The 19,799-nt window shown below is 61.6% G+C and carries 23 protein-coding genes and 1 pseudogene; 4 read left to right on the forward strand and 20 right to left on the reverse strand.

Going from position 1 to position 19,799, the window contains the following annotated elements; genetic code table 11:
* The first annotated feature begins 217 nt into the window (after positions 1-217).
* The gene (locus tag HPDFL43_RS20415; RefSeq protein WP_007199324.1) at positions 218-721 is read left to right on the forward strand and encodes a hypothetical protein; all 504 of its coding nucleotides are present in this window, start codon (positions 218-220) and stop codon (positions 719-721) included.
* Positions 722-847: 126 nt separating this feature from the next.
* On the opposite strand, the gene HPDFL43_RS20420 is transcribed toward HPDFL43_RS20415, so the two are convergent.
* From HPDFL43_RS20420 to HPDFL43_RS20435, 4 genes are all read right to left on the reverse strand, one after another.
* The gene (locus HPDFL43_RS20420) at positions 848-2,257 is read right to left on the reverse strand and encodes a diguanylate cyclase domain-containing protein (protein WP_169743271.1); all 1,410 of its coding nucleotides are present in this window, start codon (positions 2,255-2,257) and stop codon (positions 848-850) included.
* Between the two features lie 854 nt (positions 2,258-3,111).
* Entirely contained in the window at positions 3,112-4,521 is a 1,410-nt protein-coding gene (leuC, locus tag HPDFL43_RS20425; protein ID WP_007199327.1) for a 3-isopropylmalate dehydratase large subunit, read from the reverse strand.
* Between the two features lie 94 nt (positions 4,522-4,615).
* The gene (locus HPDFL43_RS20430) at positions 4,616-4,861 is read right to left on the reverse strand and encodes a hypothetical protein (RefSeq protein ID WP_007199328.1); all 246 of its coding nucleotides are present in this window, start codon (positions 4,859-4,861) and stop codon (positions 4,616-4,618) included.
* Positions 4,862-5,125: 264 nt separating this feature from the next.
* Positions 5,126-5,377 (reverse strand): hypothetical protein, encoded by a 252-nt coding sequence (locus tag HPDFL43_RS20435; RefSeq protein ID WP_007199330.1) that lies wholly within the window; start codon positions 5,375-5,377, stop codon positions 5,126-5,128.
* Positions 5,378-5,474: 97 nt separating this feature from the next.
* Here HPDFL43_RS20435 and HPDFL43_RS20440 point away from each other — a divergent pair, with 97 nt between their 5' ends.
* A complete protein-coding gene (locus HPDFL43_RS20440) occupies positions 5,475-6,407 on the forward strand; it encodes a LysR substrate-binding domain-containing protein (RefSeq protein ID WP_007199331.1) in 933 nt (310 codons plus the stop codon).
* 20 nt (positions 6,408-6,427) lie between these two features.
* Here HPDFL43_RS20440 and HPDFL43_RS20445 read toward each other — a convergent pair whose 3' ends face one another.
* From HPDFL43_RS20445 to HPDFL43_RS20470, 6 genes are all read right to left on the reverse strand, one after another.
* Positions 6,428-7,063 carry a class I SAM-dependent DNA methyltransferase gene (locus HPDFL43_RS20445; RefSeq protein WP_007199332.1) on the reverse strand — a complete coding sequence of 212 codons (636 nt, stop codon included), beginning with the start codon at positions 7,061-7,063 and terminating at the stop codon, positions 6,428-6,430.
* Between the two features lie 53 nt (positions 7,064-7,116).
* Positions 7,117-7,395: a hypothetical protein gene (locus HPDFL43_RS20450; RefSeq protein ID WP_007199333.1), complete on the reverse strand. Its 279-nt coding sequence runs from the start codon at positions 7,393-7,395 to the stop codon at positions 7,117-7,119.
* A gap of 45 nt (positions 7,396-7,440) precedes the next feature.
* Positions 7,441-8,244, reverse strand: coding sequence for a hypothetical protein (locus HPDFL43_RS20455; protein ID WP_156970353.1), 804 nt, complete (start codon positions 8,242-8,244; stop codon positions 7,441-7,443).
* A 180-nt stretch (positions 8,245-8,424) separates the two neighbouring features.
* Positions 8,425-9,252, reverse strand: coding sequence for an amino acid ABC transporter permease (locus tag HPDFL43_RS20460; RefSeq protein WP_040449409.1), 828 nt, complete (start codon positions 9,250-9,252; stop codon positions 8,425-8,427).
* A gap of 2 nt (positions 9,253-9,254) precedes the next feature.
* Positions 9,255-9,767: a GNAT family N-acetyltransferase gene (locus tag HPDFL43_RS20465; RefSeq protein WP_245271079.1), complete on the reverse strand. Its 513-nt coding sequence runs from the start codon at positions 9,765-9,767 to the stop codon at positions 9,255-9,257.
* Positions 9,768-9,780: 13 nt separating this feature from the next.
* A complete protein-coding gene (locus tag HPDFL43_RS20470; protein ID WP_425348864.1) occupies positions 9,781-10,572 on the reverse strand; it encodes a transporter substrate-binding domain-containing protein in 792 nt (263 codons plus the stop codon).
* A gap of 1,407 nt (positions 10,573-11,979) precedes the next feature.
* Here HPDFL43_RS20470 and HPDFL43_RS20480 point away from each other — a divergent pair.
* Positions 11,980-12,264 (forward strand): GIY-YIG nuclease family protein, encoded by a 285-nt coding sequence (locus tag HPDFL43_RS20480; protein WP_007199339.1) that lies wholly within the window; start codon positions 11,980-11,982, stop codon positions 12,262-12,264.
* Between the two features lie 176 nt (positions 12,265-12,440).
* On the opposite strand, the gene HPDFL43_RS20485 is transcribed toward HPDFL43_RS20480, so the two are convergent.
* The 10 genes from HPDFL43_RS20485 to HPDFL43_RS22320 form a co-directional block, all read right to left on the reverse strand.
* Positions 12,441-12,698, reverse strand: coding sequence for a hypothetical protein (locus HPDFL43_RS20485; protein WP_007199340.1), 258 nt, complete (start codon positions 12,696-12,698; stop codon positions 12,441-12,443).
* A 246-nt stretch (positions 12,699-12,944) separates the two neighbouring features.
* Positions 12,945-13,511, reverse strand: coding sequence for a 50S ribosomal protein L19 (rplS, locus tag HPDFL43_RS20490; protein WP_007199341.1), 567 nt, complete (start codon positions 13,509-13,511; stop codon positions 12,945-12,947).
* Between the two features lie 202 nt (positions 13,512-13,713).
* Positions 13,714-14,418, reverse strand: coding sequence for a tRNA (guanosine(37)-N1)-methyltransferase TrmD (trmD, locus tag HPDFL43_RS20495; RefSeq protein WP_007199342.1), 705 nt, complete (start codon positions 14,416-14,418; stop codon positions 13,714-13,716).
* Entirely contained in the window at positions 14,418-15,005 is a 588-nt protein-coding gene (gene rimM, locus HPDFL43_RS20500; protein ID WP_040450641.1) for a ribosome maturation factor RimM, read from the reverse strand. The genes trmD and rimM overlap by 1 nt, the downstream gene beginning before the upstream one ends.
* A 100-nt stretch (positions 15,006-15,105) precedes the next feature.
* Positions 15,106-15,519, reverse strand: coding sequence for a 30S ribosomal protein S16 (gene rpsP, locus HPDFL43_RS20505; RefSeq protein WP_007199344.1), 414 nt, complete (start codon positions 15,517-15,519; stop codon positions 15,106-15,108).
* Positions 15,520-15,600: 81 nt separating this feature from the next.
* The gene (locus tag HPDFL43_RS20510; RefSeq protein WP_007199345.1) at positions 15,601-15,897 is read right to left on the reverse strand and encodes a chorismate mutase; all 297 of its coding nucleotides are present in this window, start codon (positions 15,895-15,897) and stop codon (positions 15,601-15,603) included.
* A 10-nt stretch (positions 15,898-15,907) separates the two neighbouring features.
* A complete protein-coding gene (gene ffh / locus HPDFL43_RS20515; RefSeq protein WP_040449412.1) occupies positions 15,908-17,497 on the reverse strand; it encodes a signal recognition particle protein in 1,590 nt (529 codons plus the stop codon).
* Positions 17,498-17,824: 327 nt separating this feature from the next.
* Positions 17,825-18,085, reverse strand: a complete 261-nt coding sequence (locus HPDFL43_RS20520) for a CopG family ribbon-helix-helix protein (protein ID WP_084594807.1) — start codon at positions 18,083-18,085, stop codon at positions 17,825-17,827.
* A 341-nt stretch (positions 18,086-18,426) separates the two neighbouring features.
* Positions 18,427-18,579, reverse strand: coding sequence for a hypothetical protein (locus HPDFL43_RS22080; RefSeq protein WP_156970354.1), 153 nt, complete (start codon positions 18,577-18,579; stop codon positions 18,427-18,429).
* Positions 18,580-18,682: 103 nt separating this feature from the next.
* Positions 18,683-19,183: a type II toxin-antitoxin system RelE/ParE family toxin gene (locus tag HPDFL43_RS22320; RefSeq protein WP_007199348.1), complete on the reverse strand. Its 501-nt coding sequence runs from the start codon at positions 19,181-19,183 to the stop codon at positions 18,683-18,685.
* Here HPDFL43_RS22320 and HPDFL43_RS21820 point away from each other — a divergent pair.
* Positions 19,090-19,790, forward strand: a pseudogene (locus HPDFL43_RS21820) (IS5 family transposase). The gene HPDFL43_RS22320 and the pseudogene HPDFL43_RS21820 overlap by 94 nt on opposite strands.
* Positions 19,791-19,799 lie beyond the last annotated feature (9 nt).

Genomic DNA, 19,799 nt, shown 5'->3' on the forward strand with positions numbered 1-19,799 from the left:
GTTAAAGCGCCGCCACGGTCAAGCCTTGCTAAAGTTGTGTGGGCCCCCAACAGGGACCCGATCCGGGCCGCAATCTTAACGTTAAATCCATCTAGGCCTGGCCAAGCGGTGACTTCGCCCCGCCCTTCGGGCAGGATACGGCCAGATCGCACAGAATTGACCTGGGAACCAACCCCGTTTTGCGAAACGGCCCCGGATTGCGAAAAAGGATTGACCCATGACCAGATCTGCTCTGACCGCAGCAAAAGCCACGACATTGGCATCCGCCACCCTGGCGGTCGCATTCACGCTGGCGGCATCCGCCTCGGCTTTTGCAACTGACAGCCCTGTGTTCAAGAAACGCCACAAGGACGATGTGACCATCATCGTCATCGATCGCAAGGACAGCGACAGGAAGCGTTTCGTCACCGAAGACAAACGCAAGCCAGGTGCGGCGACGACCTTCAAGCAGCGCGACGATGAAATCCGCATCCGCATTCCGCGCCACTCCAGCGACCATCGAGACAATAATCACCGGCGCCAGCAAACCGGCGACCGGGGATATGGCAATGATGAAGATGAACGCCGCTGGGCCGGTCAAGACGGAGCAGGGCATAAAGGAACGGGGCATGACGGCTCGGGACACCGGGAAAGTGGCAAGGATCACGGCCCGAAGATCATCATTGTCGACCGCAACTCGAGCGCTTGCAAAAGCTCCGGCGTCTGCGTGATCAGGCCTTGAGGCGCCAGCTGACCGGGAGACCGGCCCGATGCATGTCGCGCGTGATTGGGCACGCGGCGCTCTGAACCGCGGGCCGCATCAGCCATGTGGCTGGCGCAGAATCCGGTTTGGGATCAGCACCTGGGCCTAGGCGGCAGCTGTTCCTTTGGACTTGGCGGGCTTAGAGACCGCCGCATCTTCCAAGCCGCCCGCATTTTCCGGCACATAGAACTCCGCAATGCGAAGCTGTTTCCGTTTGGCGCTGTACATCGCGGCATCCGCACGGCCAAGCAGCGTTTCCCAGGCGATGCCCGGTTCGGCCACCGCAACACCTAACGCGGGAGCAAGAATGCACTCAAAGCCCACGAACGCAATCGGGGCGTTGCAGCTGATCAGCACCCGGTCTGAAACGGACTTCGCAGCAGCTGCCGGGTTCTGGTCAAACACCACGCAGATGAATTCGTCTCCCCCCAGCCGCACCACATAATCATGCGGCCTTACCGAGGCCTTGAGCCGCTCGGCGGTGGCTTTCAGCGCATGATCACCTTCCCGGTGGCCATGCTCGTCATTGAGTTTCTTGAAGTCGTTGAGGTCCAGATAGAGCACCGCGACTTCGCCTGCATCGATCCGCGCTTTCGCATCCGGTTTTCTGAGCACCTCATCAAGCCCCGAGCGGTTCAGAAGACCGGTCAGCTTGTCCGTCGAGGCAACGGTCATGGCGCGCGCAAGCGCCTTGCTCTGCTGGTGGAAATACCGCGCAGCGAAAACACAAATCGCGAAGATGCCGAAACAGACCAGCAGGATGCCGGGCATGATCTCCATGCGCAGCATGGTCCCGACATGTTTGTGGGTCCAGACGAGCTGGGCAACCGGTGTGCCGTCCGGGCCAACCAGGTCGACCGACGGTTCATTCGGCGGATTGTCCGCCGGCGTGATCGCATAACCCGTCCCCTGGGTCATCTTGGCAATGGTGTGCAACGCCTCATCGCCGAACAGCTTGACGCCAAGCATGATCGGCAGCGACGCCGCATCTACCCTTGCGAGATAGTCAGGCGTGATCCAGCTCGCGGCAATGGCGCCATAGATCCCCTTGATCTGACCGATTCCGGAGACGGTGACATAATCCTTGGGCCGGGTTTCCCGAAGCCGCGACAGGAACGGCTGTACGCTTTCGACATCAAACTGCTCCGCCGACGTCATTGCGCCGGTTCCGTCATAGACATGCAGGACCTGACCATCAGCGCTCAGAACAATGATGTGATCAAACAGGTCGCTCTCGGTCGCTCCGGCACCGATATTGTCGTAGAGACCGGCAGCATCCTCGGCCTTGACCAGCTCATAGGCGAGATCCCAGTAGGAATAGTCGCTGGTCGAGGCTTTCACATGGGCGACCTTCTCGGTCACCAGCAATTCCACGATGCTCTCGCTGCTTTCCTTCTCCAGCTGGTCGATCCGGCCTGTAAGCCAGAACACGCTGCCAAGGATCATGCCGACGGCAACAATGCCGAGCAGAAACAGATATCCGAAGATATGTTTGGGAGTGTTGCCTGCCATCATATGCTTTTCCAACATTCGTCTAACAGCCAAACATAGCGGGATTTGAATTAAGGAATGACGAATATGCGGCGGACAGCAGGCCTCCCGGCTGGCTTTCCGCGCGCCAATTTCCGGACAGGGTTTACAGCCGGTAAACAAAGTGGGCCTTCGCTTGTAAGGCCTTTGCGGCAGCGATGCCTCAGCCTTGGCAACATCCGGCGAACCCATTCTCGCTTGCAATCAGAAGTTTCAGTCCGCATATTTTCCCGAGGGCTAGAGATCGTCGAACGGCTGGCGCCGGTCGATGATTTCATTCCCGGCATGTTGCGCGAGAGGTTGCGGGCGGCGGAAGCGGAGTAGTTGGCGTAGGCGCGCCCCCTCCTTCGTCATCCTCTGGCTTGTCTTGCTCGGAGGCCGAGGATGACAAAACGGGAGATCGAGGATGACGAACCTCAATCTCCGTCACTCCGGACGTGATCCGGAGTCCCGCGACCCGGCGTCTGCCGGGTCAAAGACTCTTTTCGCCCAAGGACTTGGGCGAGCTGGATCCCGGTGATTACGACGTCGCTTCGCTTGTCTGAATCAAGTCCGGGATGGCGGCGGCGAGATAGGCTCAAGGAACCGGAGTGACGGGTGTGCCCTGAAGCAGGACGGGCTCTCCGGCGGCAGCACCCCCACCCGGCTCTGTCTTGCGTTGCAAGCCAGTCGCCGACCTCCCCTCAAGGGGGAGGTGGGAACCGGGGGCAACCGGTTGTGGCAATTCCAACCTCCCCCTTGAGGGGAGGTCGGAGAAGCAAGGCCGGAGCGAAGTGGAGGGCGCAGCTGATCCGGGTGGGGGTCACTGAGCGCCGGTCAGGCACTTACCCGGCTAACCCCTATTCCCACGTGCGGATATCGACGAAATGCCCGGCAATCGCAGCCGCCGCCGCCATGGCCGGCGAGACCAGGTGGGTGCGGCCCTTGAAGCCCTGGCGGCCTTCGAAGTTGCGGTTGGATGTCGAGGCGCAGCGTTCGCCGGGCTTGAGCCGGTCGTCATTCATCGCCAGGCACATCGAGCAGCCCGGCTCGCGCCAGTCAAAGCCGGCTGCCTTGAAGATCTTATCGAGGCCCTCGGCTTCCGCCTGTTCCTTAACCAGGCCGGAGCCCGGAACGATCATCGCGTCAACCGTCGGGCTGACGGTCTTGCCCTCGACCACCTTGGCGGCTGCGCGCAGATCCTCGATCCGGCCATTTGTGCAGGAGCCGATGAACACCCGGTCGATGGTGATGTCAGTGATCGGGGTGCCGGGCTTGAGGCCCATATAGTCGAGCGCCCGCCATTTCGAGGTGCGCTTGGCCTCATCCGCAATGTCGTCAGGGTTCGGCACCGCACCGGTCACCGAAATCACGTCCTCGGGCGACGAGCCCCAGGAGACGATCGGCGGCAGCGAGGCGGCGTCAAGCCGGACGATCTTGTCGTAATGCGCGCCCTCATCCGACGGCAGCGTCTTCCAGTACTCGACCGCCATGTCCCAGGCCTTGCCCTTGGGGGCGCGCGGCCGGTCCTTGAAATAGGCATAGGTCTTCTCGTCGGGTGCAATCAGGCCGGCGCGGGCGCCGCCCTCGATGGTCATGTTGCAGACCGTCATGCGGCCTTCCATCGACAGCGCGCGAATCGCTTCGCCGGCGAATTCGATGACATGGCCGGTGCCGCCGGCGGTGCCGATCTCGCCGATGATCGCCAGGATGATGTCCTTGGCGGTGACGCCCTCAGGCAGTTCGCCATTGACCTCGACCAGCATGTTCTTGGCTTTTTTCTGGATCAGCGTCTGGGTGGCGAGCACATGCTCGACCTCCGATGTGCCGATGCCGTGCGCCAGCGCGCCGAACGCGCCATGCGTCGAGGTGTGGCTGTCGCCGCAGACAATAGTGGTGCCGGGCAGGGTAAAGCCCTGCTCGGGGCCGACGATGTGAACGATGCCCTGGCGCTTGTCGTTCTCGTTGAGATACTCGACGCCGAACTCGGCCGAATTGGTGGCCAGCGCCTCGACCTGGATGCGGCTTTCCTCGTTCTTGATGCCCTGCGCCCGGTCCGGCGAGGTCGGCACATTGTGGTCGACCACGGCGAGCGTCTTTTCCGGCGCGCGCACCTTGCGGTGCGTGGTGCGAAGGCCTTCAAAGGCCTGCGGGCTGGTGACCTCGTGAACCAGATGGCGGTCGATATAGAGCAGGCAGGTGCCGTCATCCTGCTGGCTGACAACGTGGTCGTCCCAGATCTTGTCATAGAGCGTGCGCGGTGCGGTCATCATCCAGTCTCCGAATGGTCATCGATACTCAGGCCGCGATATGCACTTGAACCATATGCGGCGTCAAGGATCGATGCCATCCGGAATGGGCCAATCAACGCCGCTGGAAGTCGAACAAATGGTATCTCTGGCCCTTTTGAGGGGGCTTGACCCGACCTTCCGCCAGATCCTTCTGGTAGAGACGCGCGGCCCGGTCATCGACGAAAGAGAAACTCGGATTGAGCTGCGGCGTTAGCAGCCGGTCGTAGATTCGGCCCGAGGAAATGGCGTCCCAGCGTCCGCTTGCCTGCGCAGGAATTGCGGCCATCACGGCCAGCGCGAATACAAGTGCCTTGATCATGTCAGAATCCTTTCCGGCCTGTGCAAGGCCACCAATGATGGTTTTCGTTCTGCGGCAAGCGATTGCTTCCGCATGATCAAACTGGGTATTCCCGCGATCAAGCTCAAAACACGTTGGTGTGACACCGGCGTGTTGGCCTCAGGCATCGGCATTTGATGCCTGCAGACACTGGCCCGCGCGTCTGTGACACTCCCGCCTTTGCAAGCGCGGCACATCCGATTGGATCGGCAAAGGCCGCTGTTATGCGTTCAAAGGAGACATGAATCACCCAAGCGGATAGCCGCGCCGGAGCAGGCGGCGGTAGTGATCGCCACGCGGATCTGGCCGGGCCGAACCGTCCAGCCCGCCATCATGAATGCCCCCGGCAATCCCGATGTCGCGCTTGAGCCGCTCATCAAGCCCGTCAGCCCTGATGACGGTGCGGGCGCCGAACAGCCTTTTGAGAAACAGGCACAGCTTTCCCGTTTCGCAAAACCGTGCAAGCCGGCCTTGCGAGGCGCGATTGTGATCGCTCATCGCTCTTTCCTTTTGATATGTGTTGAAGCTAGGGTGCCACCTAAAAGCTCGGATTTCCAATGGAAATACGATCTAAGCCCATAAAGAGAGCTTATGCATGAAACTGTCGAGGAAGGTTCCGCTCAATGCCCTGCGCGTGTTCGAGGCAGTCGCCCGGCATGGCAGTTTTTCGCGTGCGGCGGATGAATTGGGAATGACGCAAACCGCAGTCAGCTATCAGATCAAGCTGCTGGAAGGGCACATTGGCGACCAATTGTTCCTACGCCAGCCCCGGCAGATCGTCAACACAGAGACTGCCGAGCGCATGCTGCCGTCTGTCGTCAAGGCTTTCGATTTTCTTGGCGAAGCCATGGCGCTGGCGCAGCAGACGGCCAGCGAGACGCTGGAGATTCATTCCTCGCCGACCTTCGCCTCGCACTGGCTGGCGCGCAATCTCGGCGCTTTCCAGCTCGAACACCCAGGCATTGCGGTGCGGCTGCTCAGGGTCAGCAAGATCACCGATTTCAACCGCGACCCGGCGGATGTCGCGATCCGCTGGGGGGTTGGTCCCTGGCCCGATCTCGAGTGTCAGCTTCTGGGCCGCTTCACCTATGCCCCGATGCTCAGCCCGGCGCTGGCCGCAAGCATCGGCGGCGTCAACCAGCCCTCAGACCTGTTGAAGCTGCCGATCATCGGCGCCCAGCAAGAAGCCTGGCAACACTGGTTCGCGGCCATGGGTGAGGCCATTCCGGACCTGACATCGCACAAGCAGCACAATTACATCGAACAGGATCTGAGCGGCAACGCGGCGCTTGCCGGCCAGGGGGTCGCGATGCTCAATCATATCTACTACCCGGATGAACTTGCCTCCGGACGGCTGGTTGCGCCGTTCCACACACCCAGCGGAGACGATGTCGGGGTCTGGCTGGTCTATCCACACAGCCGCCGCAACACACCGAAGATCAAGGCGTTCCGCGAATGGATCACCGCCGCTGTTGCCGCCGACAGGCTACGCACGGAACCGGCAATGCCTGACAATCCAGACGCCTGAAGCAACGGTGTCGGGTCCGTTCAGGCCAGCACCTCGAAGACGAAGGCCGTGACCAGAACATCGGCTTCGTCAAGCGCGAAGGCGCGGAACGGCTGGCTTCGCTCAAGCTGGCGCCAGATGCCGCGGGCACTCAAATCGGCAATCACCGCCGCAAAGCCGCCGGTTTCGAAGATCTTGTCACGCACCGTGAAGATCGCATGTCCGCCCGGCCGGGTGATGCGGCACAATTCCCCAAGGCTCGAGGCGGGCGCATGGCCTTCGGTGAACACCCCGGTGGACAGGAATGCCGCAAAATGATTGTCGGCCCAGGGCAGCTCCTCTCTGAGAGTGGCGCGCTTGAGTGCGGCGTAAGCGCCACGCGAGCCTGCAAGCCGCAACATCTCCTCGGAAAAGTCGAGCCCCTCGATCTCTAGATATCCCAGCGCATTGAGATAGGGACCGGACAAGCCGGTGCCGCAGCCCGCATCCAGAACAGGTCCTGCATCCGGACGGACATGGCGGGAAACCCAGGCCAGCGCCTGGAAGGGAAGGCAGTAGCCCGCCGCCAGCGTGTCGCGGTCATAGCCGGCGGCCCAATTCGCATAGGCCGCATTCAGCTCATCGGGCGTACCGGCATTGTAGACTTGTTCAAGCTCTTCATTGCTGCGGCCAGCCATCGGCGATTCCCCGTTTGATGAGCGCAACATTAGCGCCACAACACCCGTAGAATCTAGCGGTCGCGGTTGAGCTGCATCTGGAAATACTGCAGCTGCTGTTCGGGAATCCGGTCAACATTGACCCGGCCCCGGCGCAGTTCATGCAGGAAACGGGCCTCGGCGTTGGGATCATTGAACTCGAAACCGGGATTGAGCTGCGGCGTCAGGATCGGATCATAGAGCCGCCCGGACTGGATCGCATCAAGCCTGCGGCCGGAGCGGCTCGAATCGGCCCAGGCCAGCGTCGGCAGAACCAGCGCTCCTGCAAGGGCAATGAGCACAATGCGTTTCATCGGGGTATCCTTCTGACAGTCTGTGTGTACGGACCCTATGTGGGGTCAGTTGTTCAGCATGCCAAGGGTGCTCGCCTCAGGACGGCGCAGACGGCCCGAGCCATCAAGCACAAGCGCGAACACAAGAATGGCGAAGCTGATCAGATTGATCAGGCTGCCAAGCGGAACCAGGAGATCCGGCCGGTCGCCATTTGGCGGCAACCCCGCGAACACCTCGCCGTCAAAGACCGATATCGGGAAATGCAGGGCATCATGAATGCTCTGGGCCGAAAACACGGGAATGCCCAAGGCCGGTGACAGGGACAAAGCCAGATCCGAACCAATCCAGAGACAACTGCCGACATAGATCAGCCCGATCGGGATGCTGCCATAAAGCCGTGTCCGGAGGATCGAACCGGCAAAGCCGGGCATGTATTCGACATGGAAACACAACAGCGCCCCGAACGCCAAGAGCGGCAGGAGTTCGACGAGGCCCGCGCGCGGAAAAAACAGAAACGCGGCCGACAGATCGATGCCCCAGAAACTGCCATACATGAAGAACGAAGGCAGATCGGGCAGCAGCAGCGCCAGCGGAAACAGCACCCAGAACCGCGACCCGACCGCCAGACCACGGCGGTAGAAGGCAACCGCCCCGACCCAGGCCGCGGCAAGAAGCAGCGACGGCTGAAGCCACAGGCCAAGCACCTGCGCCACCTCCCCGCAGATGCCGCCACTGACACAGCCCCGGCCCGCGAGCAGCGGAACGACGAACCACAGCGCCTGAGCAAAGAACACCTTGCCCAGCGCAAGCAGGGCGGCGAAGGCGAAAAACCAGGCTGTGAAGTTTCGGGCTGTGAGTTTCAAAGGCACGCGGAGATCCGTAATGTGAGCTGGGTACAACCTGCTCGTGCTCCCCTAACAAAACGCTAAACCGCCGGTGTTGGCTTTCTGAAATCCGATATTTTTCCAAGCTCTGCAGAAATAACACTCAGATTTAAGTGGTTTTCTGGGCGGCCGGCTGACAGCAACATCGACCGGGATATGCGATGTCTAGTCGCGCCCGCCCGAACGTTCCTCATCTGCACGCCGCAGGCGTTTCTCCAGCGCCCTGAGCCCCAGCGACAAACCGACCGTGAGCAGCAGATAGACATAGGCGACGATCGAATAGGTTTCGAAGAAGCGGAACGAGCCCGAGGCGTAGACCTTGCCCATCTGGGTGAGGTCGGCAACGCCCAGCACCGACACCAACGAGGAATCCTTGATCATGGCGATAAAGTCATTGCCGAGCGGTGGCAGGATGGTGCGGATCGCCTGCGGCAGCACGATGAAGCGGAAACGCTGCAGCCGGGTCAGCCCCAGCGCCTTGGCCGCTTCGATCTGGCCCTCGTCGACCGCCAGGATGCCAGCGCGGAACACTTCCGAGATGAAGGCCGAATAGCCGATGGTCAGCGCAATGATCGCCCGCCAGAGCAGCGACACGTCGCGCACCAGCAACTCGCCGATCAGCCCCGCCTCGATCAGCGGCGTCATCAGGAAATTCCAGGCGATCACGAAGCCCGGCGCGCCGACAAAGGCGATGTAGAACAACAGCACCAGGATCGGGATGCCGCGGATGATTTCGACATAGAACCGCGCCACCTGCCGCGCCAGCAGCGAACCGGAAAGCCCCATCACCGCCAGAAGCAGGCCGAACAGGGTCGCCAACGCAAATCCCACGAGGGTGACGAAGATGGTGATCCAGACGCCCTTGGAGACGATGGTGAAGATCTGGCTGTAGAGATCGTTGATCGCGATCTGGACCGCCAGGAACAGCGCGATGGCGCCGGCGGCCAGCAGCCACCAGGGAAAATCATCCTTGCCGTCCTGCTTTGGGGCCATGGTCACGCCTGGGGGCTTTCCGTTTGTCCACCAATTGGCGCCGGCCGCGTGAACAATTGCTCCCGCACCCCGCCTTGCCATTGGTCGTCCTCGCTCTGCGCGCTGAGCACGAAGCCATGCCGCTCATACAGCACCCGCGCCGCCTCAAGCCCGGCGAAGGTGGTCAGCCAGACCGGTCCTGCCGCCACGCGGTCCGCATGATCGATCGCGCGGCGCATCAGCTGTTTGCCGAGCCCGCTGCCGCGCGCGGTATCCGAGACCACGAACCATCTCAGATGCGCGCCATCCGGCCCGCCACCCGTCACATCCATGCTGACCGACCCGGCGAGCGCCCCGCCTCGCCAGGCGGTCAGGAAAAGGTCGCGCTCCGGATCCATGCGAGCGAGGAACTCCGCGAGTTCCGCCGCCACCTTGGTTTCGAACGCCAGGCCAAAACCCCATTCCCGCGCATAATAGCCCATATGCAGGCCGAGAACGCCCGAAAGCGCACCCGGCCTGTAGCCGTCAAAAACCACGAACACCGCCCGATCAGCCGCCGAGCTTGTAATCGAGGAACCACTTCGTGTTGAGCGCGTCGATGGTGCCGTCGGCCTTCATGTCGGCGATTGCCGCATTGATCGGCGCCACCAGCTCCGAGCCCTTGGGGAAGATGAAGCCGAAATCCTCTGTGCCCATGGCTTCGCCGATCAGCTTGAGCCCGCCATCGGAGGCTTCGACATAGCCCTTGCCGGCGGTGCCATCGGTGAGCACCAGATCGACATCGCCCGTTTTGAGCGCCTGCACCGTCGCGCCGAAGGTTTCCATCAGCTTGATGCGCGGGTTCTGCTCGTCGCCGTCCAGCATGTCATAGACGGCCACATAGAACGGCGTGGTGCCGGCCTGGGCGCCGACAAGCCCGTCTTCAAACTCCGCGAAGCTTGCCGCATCGGTGAACCGGTCCTCGTCGCCGCGCACCAGCATGAACATTTCAGAGCGCATATAGGGATCGGAAAAGTCCACCTTCTCCTTGCGCTCTTCCTTGATGGTGATCCCGGTCATGCCGATCTGGTACTGACCGTCCGACACCGCCTGGATCATCGCGTCCCAGGATGTGTTCTGGTACTCGACGGTGAAATTGAGCCGCTTGGCGATCTCGTTCATCGCGTCATACTCCCAGCCGATCTGATCGCCGGTCTTGGGATCGATGAACTGCAGCGGCGGATAGGCGTTCTCGGTCACGACCACGACAGTCTCGCCGCCGAGATCGGGCAGGTCGGATGCCTGGGCGGCAGCCGGGAGCAGGGCTGCGGAAAGGCCAAACATGGTGGCGGCCGCCATCATTGCGGATTTGAAATAGAACATGGTTTTTCCCCTATGAGGTCTCGGGATCGAATTGCCGGCGCGGCAGCCATTGGCAATGGCGCGGCGCGAGACTGGCACTTTGCAATGCCGCACGGCGGGCTGCAAGGGCAGAGGCGATCAAGCAACAGACATAACGGCATTTCTCTATCGTCATGGCATGGACACTCTCTCCGTCGTCATCCTCGGGCTTGACCCGAGGATGAAAACAGTGGGTTGATTTGAACAGGCACACCGAAACCCTCCGCGCGCTGAGCGCCGGAGTTTGGGAAATGACAGTCCGGAGGGCCGCGCGCAGGCTGTGCCGAACGGAAAGGGTAGAAAGGGTGGCGCGAACCCGCGCGCGGCCCGGAATTCGCCGGATGGGGTGCGCCATCCGACAGGCATCTGGCTGACCATGCCGGACAGAAGGGGTCTCCTTCCGTGCGTCCGCCCCGGATTGGCCCGGAACAGCAGGCCCCGGCCGGGCCCGCAGGCATGGCGTCAAACAGCGGGTCCGGCACGGACATGCCGCCCTTTCGGGCAGACAGACCGCCACAGGCCCGTTTCAGCGCCGGCCCCGCCCCGCCAATGGGGCTTTTCGGGATCCGGCGCTTCACCGGTGGCTGGCTTGGCCCGATCCTCCCGCCCGAAGATGCCGCCCGGAAATCCGGCTTGGCATCCCGCTTGGGACGATCGCGCTGCCAGCGGAGCACCGCCGCGCAATCGCCTCCGCCCAGCCCGGCCGCACGCTACGGCCCGCCTGAACGGCATCCCTCCCACCTGGCCCGAAACGTCCGCGAAACCATCCGGCAGCAGGAGTGAGACGATGATCCCATGGGTTTGGAAGGTGGGGAAGAAATTGTGGATTTTTTTGTGGGAGGAGGAGACTCAAGCGTACCCTGTCCTCCGCCATGTCCGGCCTGAACTGACGTGCCGGTGGGTGGGCAATAAAGCAGAAGACAACATGAACTTGCGAACTGTGGTGATGAGAGTCAGGCAGGTTTGGCTTTGGGTCCTCGGGTCAAGCCCGAGGATGACGAAGGAGAGAATGGGCCCGGGAATGACGACGGAGGGAATACGCCCTGGACTGACGGCCGGGAGAATGTGCCCCGGGCCGGCGACCGAGAGAATGCACCCCGGGATGACGACCGGGAGAGCCTGTTACGGACGTTCACTTCCTTCTCGTCAACTTCAATTCGTGCATGCGGCACAGATAGTCCCGAACAGGTTACACCTTTGCGCTTGAAATTCGGGTTCGGAGCTGTCCAGAGCTCTCACCTCTTCATCCCCGGCTCACTTTCTCCGTCGTCATCCTCGGTCACTCTCTCCATCGTCATCCTTGGTTCGTTCTCTCCGTCGTCATCCTCGGGCTTGACCCGAGGACCCAGAACCAAGCAGATTTCCCGCATGACGGGATATGTTTACATCGTCACCAACCACAAACACGGCACGCTCTACATCGGCGTGACGTCCGATCTCGCGCGCCGGATCCATGAACATCGGGAGGCGGGAACGCCGGGATTTGCCTCGAAATACGGTTGCCGGCAACTGGTCTGGTATGAGGAGCATTTCAATATTGCCGGCGCAATCCAGCGGGAGAAATCGCTCAAGCGCTGGTATCGCAAATGGAAGATCGAGCTGATCGAAAGCGTCAATCCGGATTGGCGGGATTTGTATGACGAACTGTGGTGATGAGAGTCAGGCAGGTTTGGCTTTGGGTCCTCGGGTCAAGCCCGAGGATGACGAAGGAGGGAATACGCCCTGGACTGACGACCGGGAGAATGTGCCCCGGGATGACCAAGGAGAGAATGCGCCCTGGACTGGCGCGCAGAGAGCACGCCTCACTCGTGAGCTACGTCAGCAACCGCTCAGCGGCCGGCTTCGTTGCGGGCGGCGGAGGCGAGGAGGTCCCACATGTCAGCACCGGCCTCGAAAGGGGAAGACTTGGCCTTTGACGCAGGCGCCTTGTCGCCCATCGCCTTGAGTTCGGCTTCAAGGCTTCGCTCGGCGCTGGTCTTTTTCGCATTTGTGCGTTGGCTCGCGGTCCCGTTGTCAGGCCGCACCGGCAGCGCAATCTGCGGCACAACCGCATGCTTACCGGTGTTGACGAGAACAGGAAGGGACACGGCGGTTCACTCCGAAAGGGCCCAGGTCCCCATCCACCAGTCACGATGAGCCGGTGTTCACGGGGCCAAGGCCAGGATCAACCTCCAGCTATGGACGCTCCCCATTGCCAGAGATTTAAACCGATCCGTCGCATTTTAGGCATCGGTCACTTATCACGGGCGCCGGCCCCAAAAACCAAAAAAGCGCCGGGAAACCGGCGCTTTGAGGGACAGACCCGAAGGCTTGTCAGAAACGATGTGTGCGGCCTATTCGCTCTTGGCTTCTTCAGCCGGTGCTGCTGCTTCTGCGGCAGCTGCTTCATCCGCTGCGGCCTTTGCGGCGGCGGCTTCAGCGGCGTCTGCTGCTGCCTTTTCCGCGGCCAGAGCCTCGGCGGCTGCGATCTTCTCGGCCTCGATGCGTGCCTTCTCCTCGGCCAGAGCCTGACGCTCGGCGTCATTGAGCTTGCGGGCGCGGGTGTTGGTGTTCTCGACGATACGGGCCGACTTACCGCGACGGTCGCGCATGTAGTAGAGCTTGGCGCGGCGAACCTTACCGCGGCGGACCACTTCAACGGCTTCAACCAGCGGCGAGTACATCGGGAACACGCGTTCCACGCCTTCGCCGTAGGAAATCTTGCGGACGGTGAAGCTCTCATTGAGGCCGGCGCCGGCGCGCGCGATGCACACGCCTTCAAAAGCCTGCAGACGGGTGCGCTTGCCTTCGGTCACGCGGACCTGGACGCGCAGTGTGTCGCCGGCGGAAAATTCTGGAAACTTGCGGGAAGCTTCGATCTTGGCGGCCTGTTCGGCCTCCAGCTGGGCAATAATGTTCATGGTCCTCGACCTTTCGTTCTTCTCAAACGGTCAGAGCGCTCTCGTCTCGCCTCTTTGGCATGTCCCGGTCCGGGATCATCCTCAGTGCTGTGCCGGTGAAGGCAGGAGCGGATTCACCATTCATTGTTTGGCAGGCGCCGTTGTTTGCACGGCTGTCGGACGTTGCCGATCGCGGGGCAGATACACCAAACGCGCCCGCTTGTCACCCGATATCAGTGATTTTTCTCTGAGCCAGCAGATCAGGCCGCCGCGCGCGCGTCAGCTTGAGCGATTCCGCCTCGCGCCACTCCTCCACGGCCTTGTGATTGCCCGAGGTCAGAACGGCAGGGATCTCGCGGTCTTCAAACAGTTGCGGCCGGGTGTAATGCGGGTGTTCGAGCAATCCGGTCTCGAAGCTTTCATGGCTTCCGGACTCGGCATTGCCCATGACGCCCGGCAGCACCCGGATCACCGCATCGAGCAGGATCAGCGCCGCAGGCTCGCCGCCCGAGAGCACATAATCGCCGATCGAGACCTCCTCGAGATTGCGCGCCTCGATCACCCGCTGGTCAACTCCCTCGAAGCGGCCGCAGACGATCATCGCGCCGGGGCCATCCGCCAGCGCGCGAACCCGGGCCTGGGTCAGCGGACGCCCGCGCGGGCTCATCAGCAGCCGTGGCCGCGTGTCGCCCTCGGGGCTGACCGCATCGATGGCCCGGGCCAGCACATCGGACCGGAGCACCATGCCGGCGCCACCGCCGGCCGGCGTGTCATCGACATTGCGGTGCTTGCCGGTGGCATAATCACGGATATTGACCGGCTCGAGCGATGCGTCACCGCGCTCGAGCGCCCGGCCCGCCAACGACACCCCCAGATGGCCGGGAAACATCTCCGGATAGAGTGTGAGAACGGTGGCGCGAAAGCCCATCAGTCCCGCGCTCCGCCCGGGCCTTCACCCTTGCCATCAAAACCTTCGCCGGGCTCGTCATCTTCGCCGGTGTCGATCAGCCCGGCTGCGATGGGATCGACAAGAATGCGGCCGGCCTCGAGATCGACTTTGGGTACGGCAGCCAGCGTGAACGGGATCACCACCGGCTTCCTGCCGTCCTCACGCAATTCCAAAAGGTCGCCGCCACCGAAATCGAGCACGCCGGAGACTTCGCCCCAGAATTGCCCCTCGGCGTCCCAGGCCTCCAGCCCTTCGAGATCGGCATGGAAATACTCGCCCTCCTCCAGATCCTCGTCATCAAGGCTGGAGCGGTCGATATAGAGATTGAGGCCCTTGAGCGCTTCGGCAGCATTGCGGTCGTTGATGCCGCGGAAGCGGACCACAACGACGGTCTTGGCAAGCCGGTGATCAAGGATCTCGAAGCGGCGGCCATCTTCGCTGTAGAGCGCACCATACTCGGCGATCGCCATCGGATCCTCGGTGAACGGCTTGACCCGCACCTCACCGCGAATGCCCTGCGCAGCACCGATGATGCCGATCAGGATGGGGTTTTCGAGCTTGCTCATGGACATCTCCAGGGTGGGCAACGCGAAACGGGCGGCATGATGCCGCCCGTAATATAGCGCAAAACGCCCAGCCTAGAGGATGGGCGAGACGCTGTCCCGGTTATTCCGCAGCTGCTTCTTCGACCGGAGCTTCTTCTGCCGGTGCGGCAGCGGCTTCGGCGGCAGCTGCTGCTGCATCCTCTTCCTTCTGCTTCTTCTCGGCAGCGCGCTCCTGCGCCTTCTTGCCAGGCTGTGCCTTGTTCGGGTTGTTGCGGGCTTCGCGGGTCATCATGCCGGCTTCGGCCATGAAGCGGGCGACGCGGTCGGTCGGCAGCGCGCCGTTGTCGAGCCAGTGCTGGATGCGCTCCTGGTTCAGGCTGACGCGGGCCGCGTCGTCCTTGGCCAGCATCGGGTTCCAGTAGCCCAGGCGCTCGATGAAGCGGCCGTCGCGCGGGCTGCGCACATCGGCAACGACAACGTGGTAGTAAGGACGCTTCTTGGAGCCGCCACGGGCCAGACGAATTTTCAGTGCCATTTTCTTTTCCTTTGAGTAAGCAGTCTTGTTGGCTGTTGGGTTGAAAGTCTTCGGACGCCGTTCAGCGCCAGATCGGTGAAATCATTTCGAGGCCGCCTGCTTGTGGTGCTGGATGACTTCGCGAATGACGAATTCGAGAAATTTTTCGGCGAAATCCGGATCGAGATCGGAGGATTTCGCCAGATCGCGCAGCCGGGCAACCTGCTCTGCCTCGCGGTTCGGGTCGGACGGCGGCAGCTCGGCCGAGGCCTTGAGCGCGCCGACGGCCTTGGTCACCCGGAAGCGCTCGGCCAGGATGTGAATCAGCGCCGCGTCGAAATTGTCGATCGAACGGCGGTATTCAAGCAGCTTGGCCATCGCCTCGGTGTTGGTGCTCATGCCCCGGCCCTCACTTCTTCTTCGGCAGGCCGGGAAGGCCGCCACCCAGTCCCGGAAGCTTCGGCCCGCCCAGGCCTGGAAGACCACCGGGCAATCCACCCGGCATGCCACCGGGAAGGCCGCCCGGCAAACCACCCTTGCCGAGACCGGCGGCCTCGGCCTGCTTCTGGAGCGCCTCAAGCTGCTTCGGGTCCATCTTCGACAGATCCGGCATGCCGCCCATGCCACCCATACCGCCGGGCAGGCCCATTTTCTGGGCCAGGCCGCCCATGGCCGCGCGCATCATGCCGCCACCCTTGCCCTTGCCGCCCATGGCTTTCATCATGTCACCCATCTGCCGGTGCATCTTGAGAAGCTTGTTGATGGCGGCGGCATCGGTGCCCGAACCGGCGGCGATACGCTTTTTGCGGCTGTGCTTCAAGATATCGGGATTGGCGCGCTCGGCCTTGGTCATCGAGCCGATGATGGCGAGCTGGCGGGCAAACGTCTTGTCATCCATGCCGGCGGCCGACATCTGGTCCTTCATCTTGCCCATGCCGGGCATCATGCCCATGATCCCGCCCATGCCGCCAAGCTTCTGCATCTGCCCGAGCTGGTCGGCCAGATCATTGAGATCGAACTTGCCGGATTTCATCCGGGCGGCCATGGTCTGCGCCTTTTCGGCGTCGAAATTCTCCGCCGCCTTTTCGACCAGGCTGACGATGTCGCCCATGCCGAGGATGCGGTCGGCGACGCGGCGGGGATGGAATTCCTCGAGCGCATCCATCTTTTCGCCGGTGCCGATCAGCTTGATCGGCTTGCCGGTGACGGCGCGCATCGACAGCGCGGCACCGCCGCGACCATCGCCGTCCATGCGGGTCAGAACCAGGCCGGAAATGCCGACGCGCTCGTCGAAATTGCGGGCCAGGTTGACCGCGTCCTGGCCGGTCAGCGCATCGGCCACCAGCAGGATTTCATGCGGGTTGGCGCGGCGCTTGATCTCGGCCATTTCGGCCATCAGCGGCTCGTCGATATGGGTGCGGCCGGCGGTATCGAGAATGACCACGTCGTGGCCGCCGAGCTTGGCCGCCTGCACCGCGCGCGCGGCGATGTCGGTGGGCGACTGGCCGGCAATGATCGGCAATGTGGCGACCCCGGTCTGCTCGCCCAACTGCCTGAGCTGTTCCTGCGCCGCCGGCCGCCGCGTGTCGAGCGAGGCCATCAGCACTTTCTTGCGGTCGCGCTTTTCCAGCCGTGCCGCGATCTTGGCCGAGGTCGTGGTCTTGCCCGAGCCCTGCAGGCCGACCATCATGATGACGACGGGCGCGGCGGCATTGAGATCGATGGCAACGCCTTCTTCGCCCAGAAGCGCCACCAGCTCGTCGTGGACAAGCTTGACCACCATCTGGCCCGGCTTGATCGACTTGACGATCTCGGCGCCGACGGCCTTTTCGCGCACCCGGTCGGTGAAGCCGCGGACCACTTCCAGCGCCACGTCGGCCTCCAGAAGCGCGCGGCGAACCTCGCGCATGGCTTCCGACACATCCTTGTCCGACAGGGCGCCGCGCCCGGTCAGATTGTTGAGGATGGAGCCAAGCCGGTCCTGGAGATTTTCAAACATTACGTCGTCCTGTTTTTGCTGAAGCGGTCTCCAGCCCATATGGGACGACCATTACCCAAAGCCAAACAACACCCGAGGGCGCATCGCGCTGTCGGGTGGTGACCTCCGGGATCGATTTTACACCACTTGGGGTCCCGGTCGGCGGCTCGGAGTCATGCTCGTCGCAGATTTGCGTGGGGTAAACAGGAAAAGGGGGGCTGAGTCAAGGTTTGGGGGCGGGGGAGGCTCAGCCGGCGATTTCGCGGCAACCGGCGCTCCGGTCCCTAAAACGACACCGGCCACTTCTGGGCGGAATGCATCACGGTCAGGACTCGACATGGCTGTATGTCAAGCGATAGGCGATGATTTAGGGCGCATCCGCCAGCACCAGTTCGCGCGTGGTCTTGATCCTGCCAGGACAGCTATGGCCGCCTGGTTGACGCCCTCGCCAACCCCCGCCTCGATTTCGGCAAGCTGCCGCTCTTCACGGGCGACAAAGTCCTCGATCGCCTTGGCAGCCATGTAGGCGCGGGAGCGATCCTGCTTTGCAGCGAGTTGTTCGAGCCGATCTGCGTTTTCATCGGGCACGCGGACGATAACGGCGGACATGGTCATGAGGCTCGCGTTGATTCATTGTGAGTTTATGGGAACCATCAGGCTCATCAAGATATCAGGCCATTCCGACACTTATTGCCGACGGAAGTATAATGTATTCTGTGTTCGCAGCATCGAAGTCATCAATTGCGAAGCTAAGCAAGATACAAGCCTAGCCGCTCTTTGGCTTCCTGCTTTAGGGAAGCCGCGGTCATATCTTTCATAATAAAAATCGTACCACCACCACCGAGTTGGCTTGTGGCCCCTTTGGTTTTCTTCCAAATCGTATCCAACCGGATGGCCGCGAGATAGTCGTGAACCTGATTGGTTATCCGGTAGACACCTTATTTACAGATTCAAAAACCCGCATCACATAGATGCTCGGCGTGCTGATGCCGCTTCTGCTCATCGGTTGACATGTTGAGATGCTCCGCAGCCGAAAGATAAGGCTCCGTAGATTTCTCGATCTCTAACAACAGCTCGCGAATATAGTCATCATCCCGCGTCATGGTTCACCTTCAGTTTTCGGCTTTTTTCGGAGCCATCACACTTTAATGCCTTGGCCAAGGTTACGTCTCTGGCTCGAACTTCGCTCCACAATAACCACATCCACTAAAACTCCTGCGCTGCCACATCCTGCCGTCCATGAATGACGCGCAAAACTATGACGGCATCACCATCGATGCGGAAATAGATACAGCGTTCGCGGTAGGGGAGGGCTCTCAGTCCTGGACGTATCCAATCACGGGGCACACCCGTGAATCCGGTTTTGGCAATCCACTCGATCTTCGCGTTGAGGTCGGCCACAAACCTGGTGGCAATGCCGACGTCCTCGTGGGCGAGATAGATAAAAATCTCTGTCAGGTCGTCCTGCGCTTTCGGCGCGAGAACTAGGGCCTGTGGACATTCAGGATTCCCATCGGGTTTGATTTCTGATTCAAACTTTCCAAACGGAGGTTTGAATGAACGAGCAGCGCTTTGTGGTGACGGATGATGTATGGCAGCGACTTGAGCCGCATTTGCGTGGAAAGGCCAGCGATGCGGGAGCCACGGCAAGAGACAATCGGCTGTTTCTTGAATCAGTTTTTTGGCGCGTTCGGACCGGCTCACCATGGCGCGACCTGCCGCCAGCTTTCGGGAATTGGAACAGTCAGTTTCGGCGGTTTCGCCGCTGGGCGAAGGCGGGAGTATTCGAGGGTCTTTTCAAAGCCATGAGCGGTGACCCCGACCTCGAATATGCGCTCATCGACGGCACCATTGTTCAGGTTCACCAGAAGGCAGCTGGCGCAAAAGGGGGACTCAGGCTCAGGCCATCGGGCGCTCACGCGGCGGCCTGACGACCAAAATCGTTGCACTCGTCGATGCTCTTGGCAACTTGGTCCGCTTTCTGCTGCTGCCGGGTCATGCGCACGACATGAAAGGCGTTGCGCCGCTGATCCGGGATGTCTCCTTCGGCGCGCTAATGGCGGATAAAGCATTCGACGCGAACTGGCTTCTAGAGGAGTTGGATGAGCGTGGCGCAAGCGCCGTGATCCCACCGAAATCAAACCGAAAGCAACAGCGTGACTACGATGTCGAAGCCTACAAGTGGCGGCATCTGGTTGAAAACTACTTCGCGAAGATCAAGGAATTCAGAGGCATAGCAACACGCTATGACAAAACGGACTGTAGCTACACAGCCAGTTGGAACCTTGCCGCGACCCTGATTGCGTCAAGATGATTGTCCACA

The sequence above is a fragment of the Hoeflea phototrophica DFL-43 genome (assembly GCF_000154705.2).
GTDB classification, from domain to species: Bacteria; Pseudomonadota; Alphaproteobacteria; order Rhizobiales; family Rhizobiaceae; genus Hoeflea; species Hoeflea phototrophica.

What these genes read in the sequence shown, in the direction of transcription:
- HPDFL43_RS20415 (WP_007199324.1), top strand. Translation starts at nt 218, where the DNA reads ATGACCAGATCTGCTCTGACCGCAGCAAAAGCCACGACATTGGCATCC.
- HPDFL43_RS20420 (WP_169743271.1), bottom strand. Translation starts at nt 2,257, where the DNA reads ATGATGGCAGGCAACACTCCCAAACATATCTTCGGATATCTGTTTCTG.
- leuC (WP_007199327.1), bottom strand. Translation starts at nt 4,521, where the DNA reads ATGACCGCACCGCGCACGCTCTATGACAAGATCTGGGACGACCACGTT.
- HPDFL43_RS20430 (WP_007199328.1), bottom strand. Translation starts at nt 4,861, where the DNA reads ATGATCAAGGCACTTGTATTCGCGCTGGCCGTGATGGCCGCAATTCCT.
- HPDFL43_RS20435 (WP_007199330.1), bottom strand. Translation starts at nt 5,377, where the DNA reads ATGAGCGATCACAATCGCGCCTCGCAAGGCCGGCTTGCACGGTTTTGC.
- HPDFL43_RS20440 (WP_007199331.1), top strand. Translation starts at nt 5,475, where the DNA reads ATGAAACTGTCGAGGAAGGTTCCGCTCAATGCCCTGCGCGTGTTCGAG.
- HPDFL43_RS20445 (WP_007199332.1), bottom strand. Translation starts at nt 7,063, where the DNA reads ATGGCTGGCCGCAGCAATGAAGAGCTTGAACAAGTCTACAATGCCGGT.
- HPDFL43_RS20450 (WP_007199333.1), bottom strand. Translation starts at nt 7,395, where the DNA reads ATGAAACGCATTGTGCTCATTGCCCTTGCAGGAGCGCTGGTTCTGCCG.
- HPDFL43_RS20460 (WP_040449409.1), bottom strand. Translation starts at nt 9,252, where the DNA reads ATGGCCCCAAAGCAGGACGGCAAGGATGATTTTCCCTGGTGGCTGCTG.
- HPDFL43_RS20470 (WP_425348864.1), bottom strand. Translation starts at nt 10,572, where the DNA reads ATGATGGCGGCCGCCACCATGTTTGGCCTTTCCGCAGCCCTGCTCCCG.
- HPDFL43_RS20480 (WP_007199339.1), top strand. Translation starts at nt 11,980, where the DNA reads ATGACGGGATATGTTTACATCGTCACCAACCACAAACACGGCACGCTC.
- rplS (WP_007199341.1), bottom strand. Translation starts at nt 13,511, where the DNA reads ATGAACATTATTGCCCAGCTGGAGGCCGAACAGGCCGCCAAGATCGAA.
- trmD (WP_007199342.1), bottom strand. Translation starts at nt 14,418, where the DNA reads ATGGGCTTTCGCGCCACCGTTCTCACACTCTATCCGGAGATGTTTCCC.
- rimM (WP_040450641.1), bottom strand. Translation starts at nt 15,005, where the DNA reads ATGAGCAAGCTCGAAAACCCCATCCTGATCGGCATCATCGGTGCTGCG.
- rpsP (WP_007199344.1), bottom strand. Translation starts at nt 15,519, where the DNA reads ATGGCACTGAAAATTCGTCTGGCCCGTGGCGGCTCCAAGAAGCGTCCT.
- HPDFL43_RS20510 (WP_007199345.1), bottom strand. Translation starts at nt 15,897, where the DNA reads ATGAGCACCAACACCGAGGCGATGGCCAAGCTGCTTGAATACCGCCGT.
- ffh (WP_040449412.1), bottom strand. Translation starts at nt 17,497, where the DNA reads ATGTTTGAAAATCTCCAGGACCGGCTTGGCTCCATCCTCAACAATCTG.
- HPDFL43_RS20520 (WP_084594807.1), bottom strand. Translation starts at nt 18,085, where the DNA reads ATGTCCGCCGTTATCGTCCGCGTGCCCGATGAAAACGCAGATCGGCTC.
- HPDFL43_RS22080 (WP_156970354.1), bottom strand. Translation starts at nt 18,579, where the DNA reads ATGACGCGGGATGATGACTATATTCGCGAGCTGTTGTTAGAGATCGAG.
- HPDFL43_RS22320 (WP_007199348.1), bottom strand. Translation starts at nt 19,183, where the DNA reads ATGGTGAGCCGGTCCGAACGCGCCAAAAAACTGATTCAAGAAACAGCC.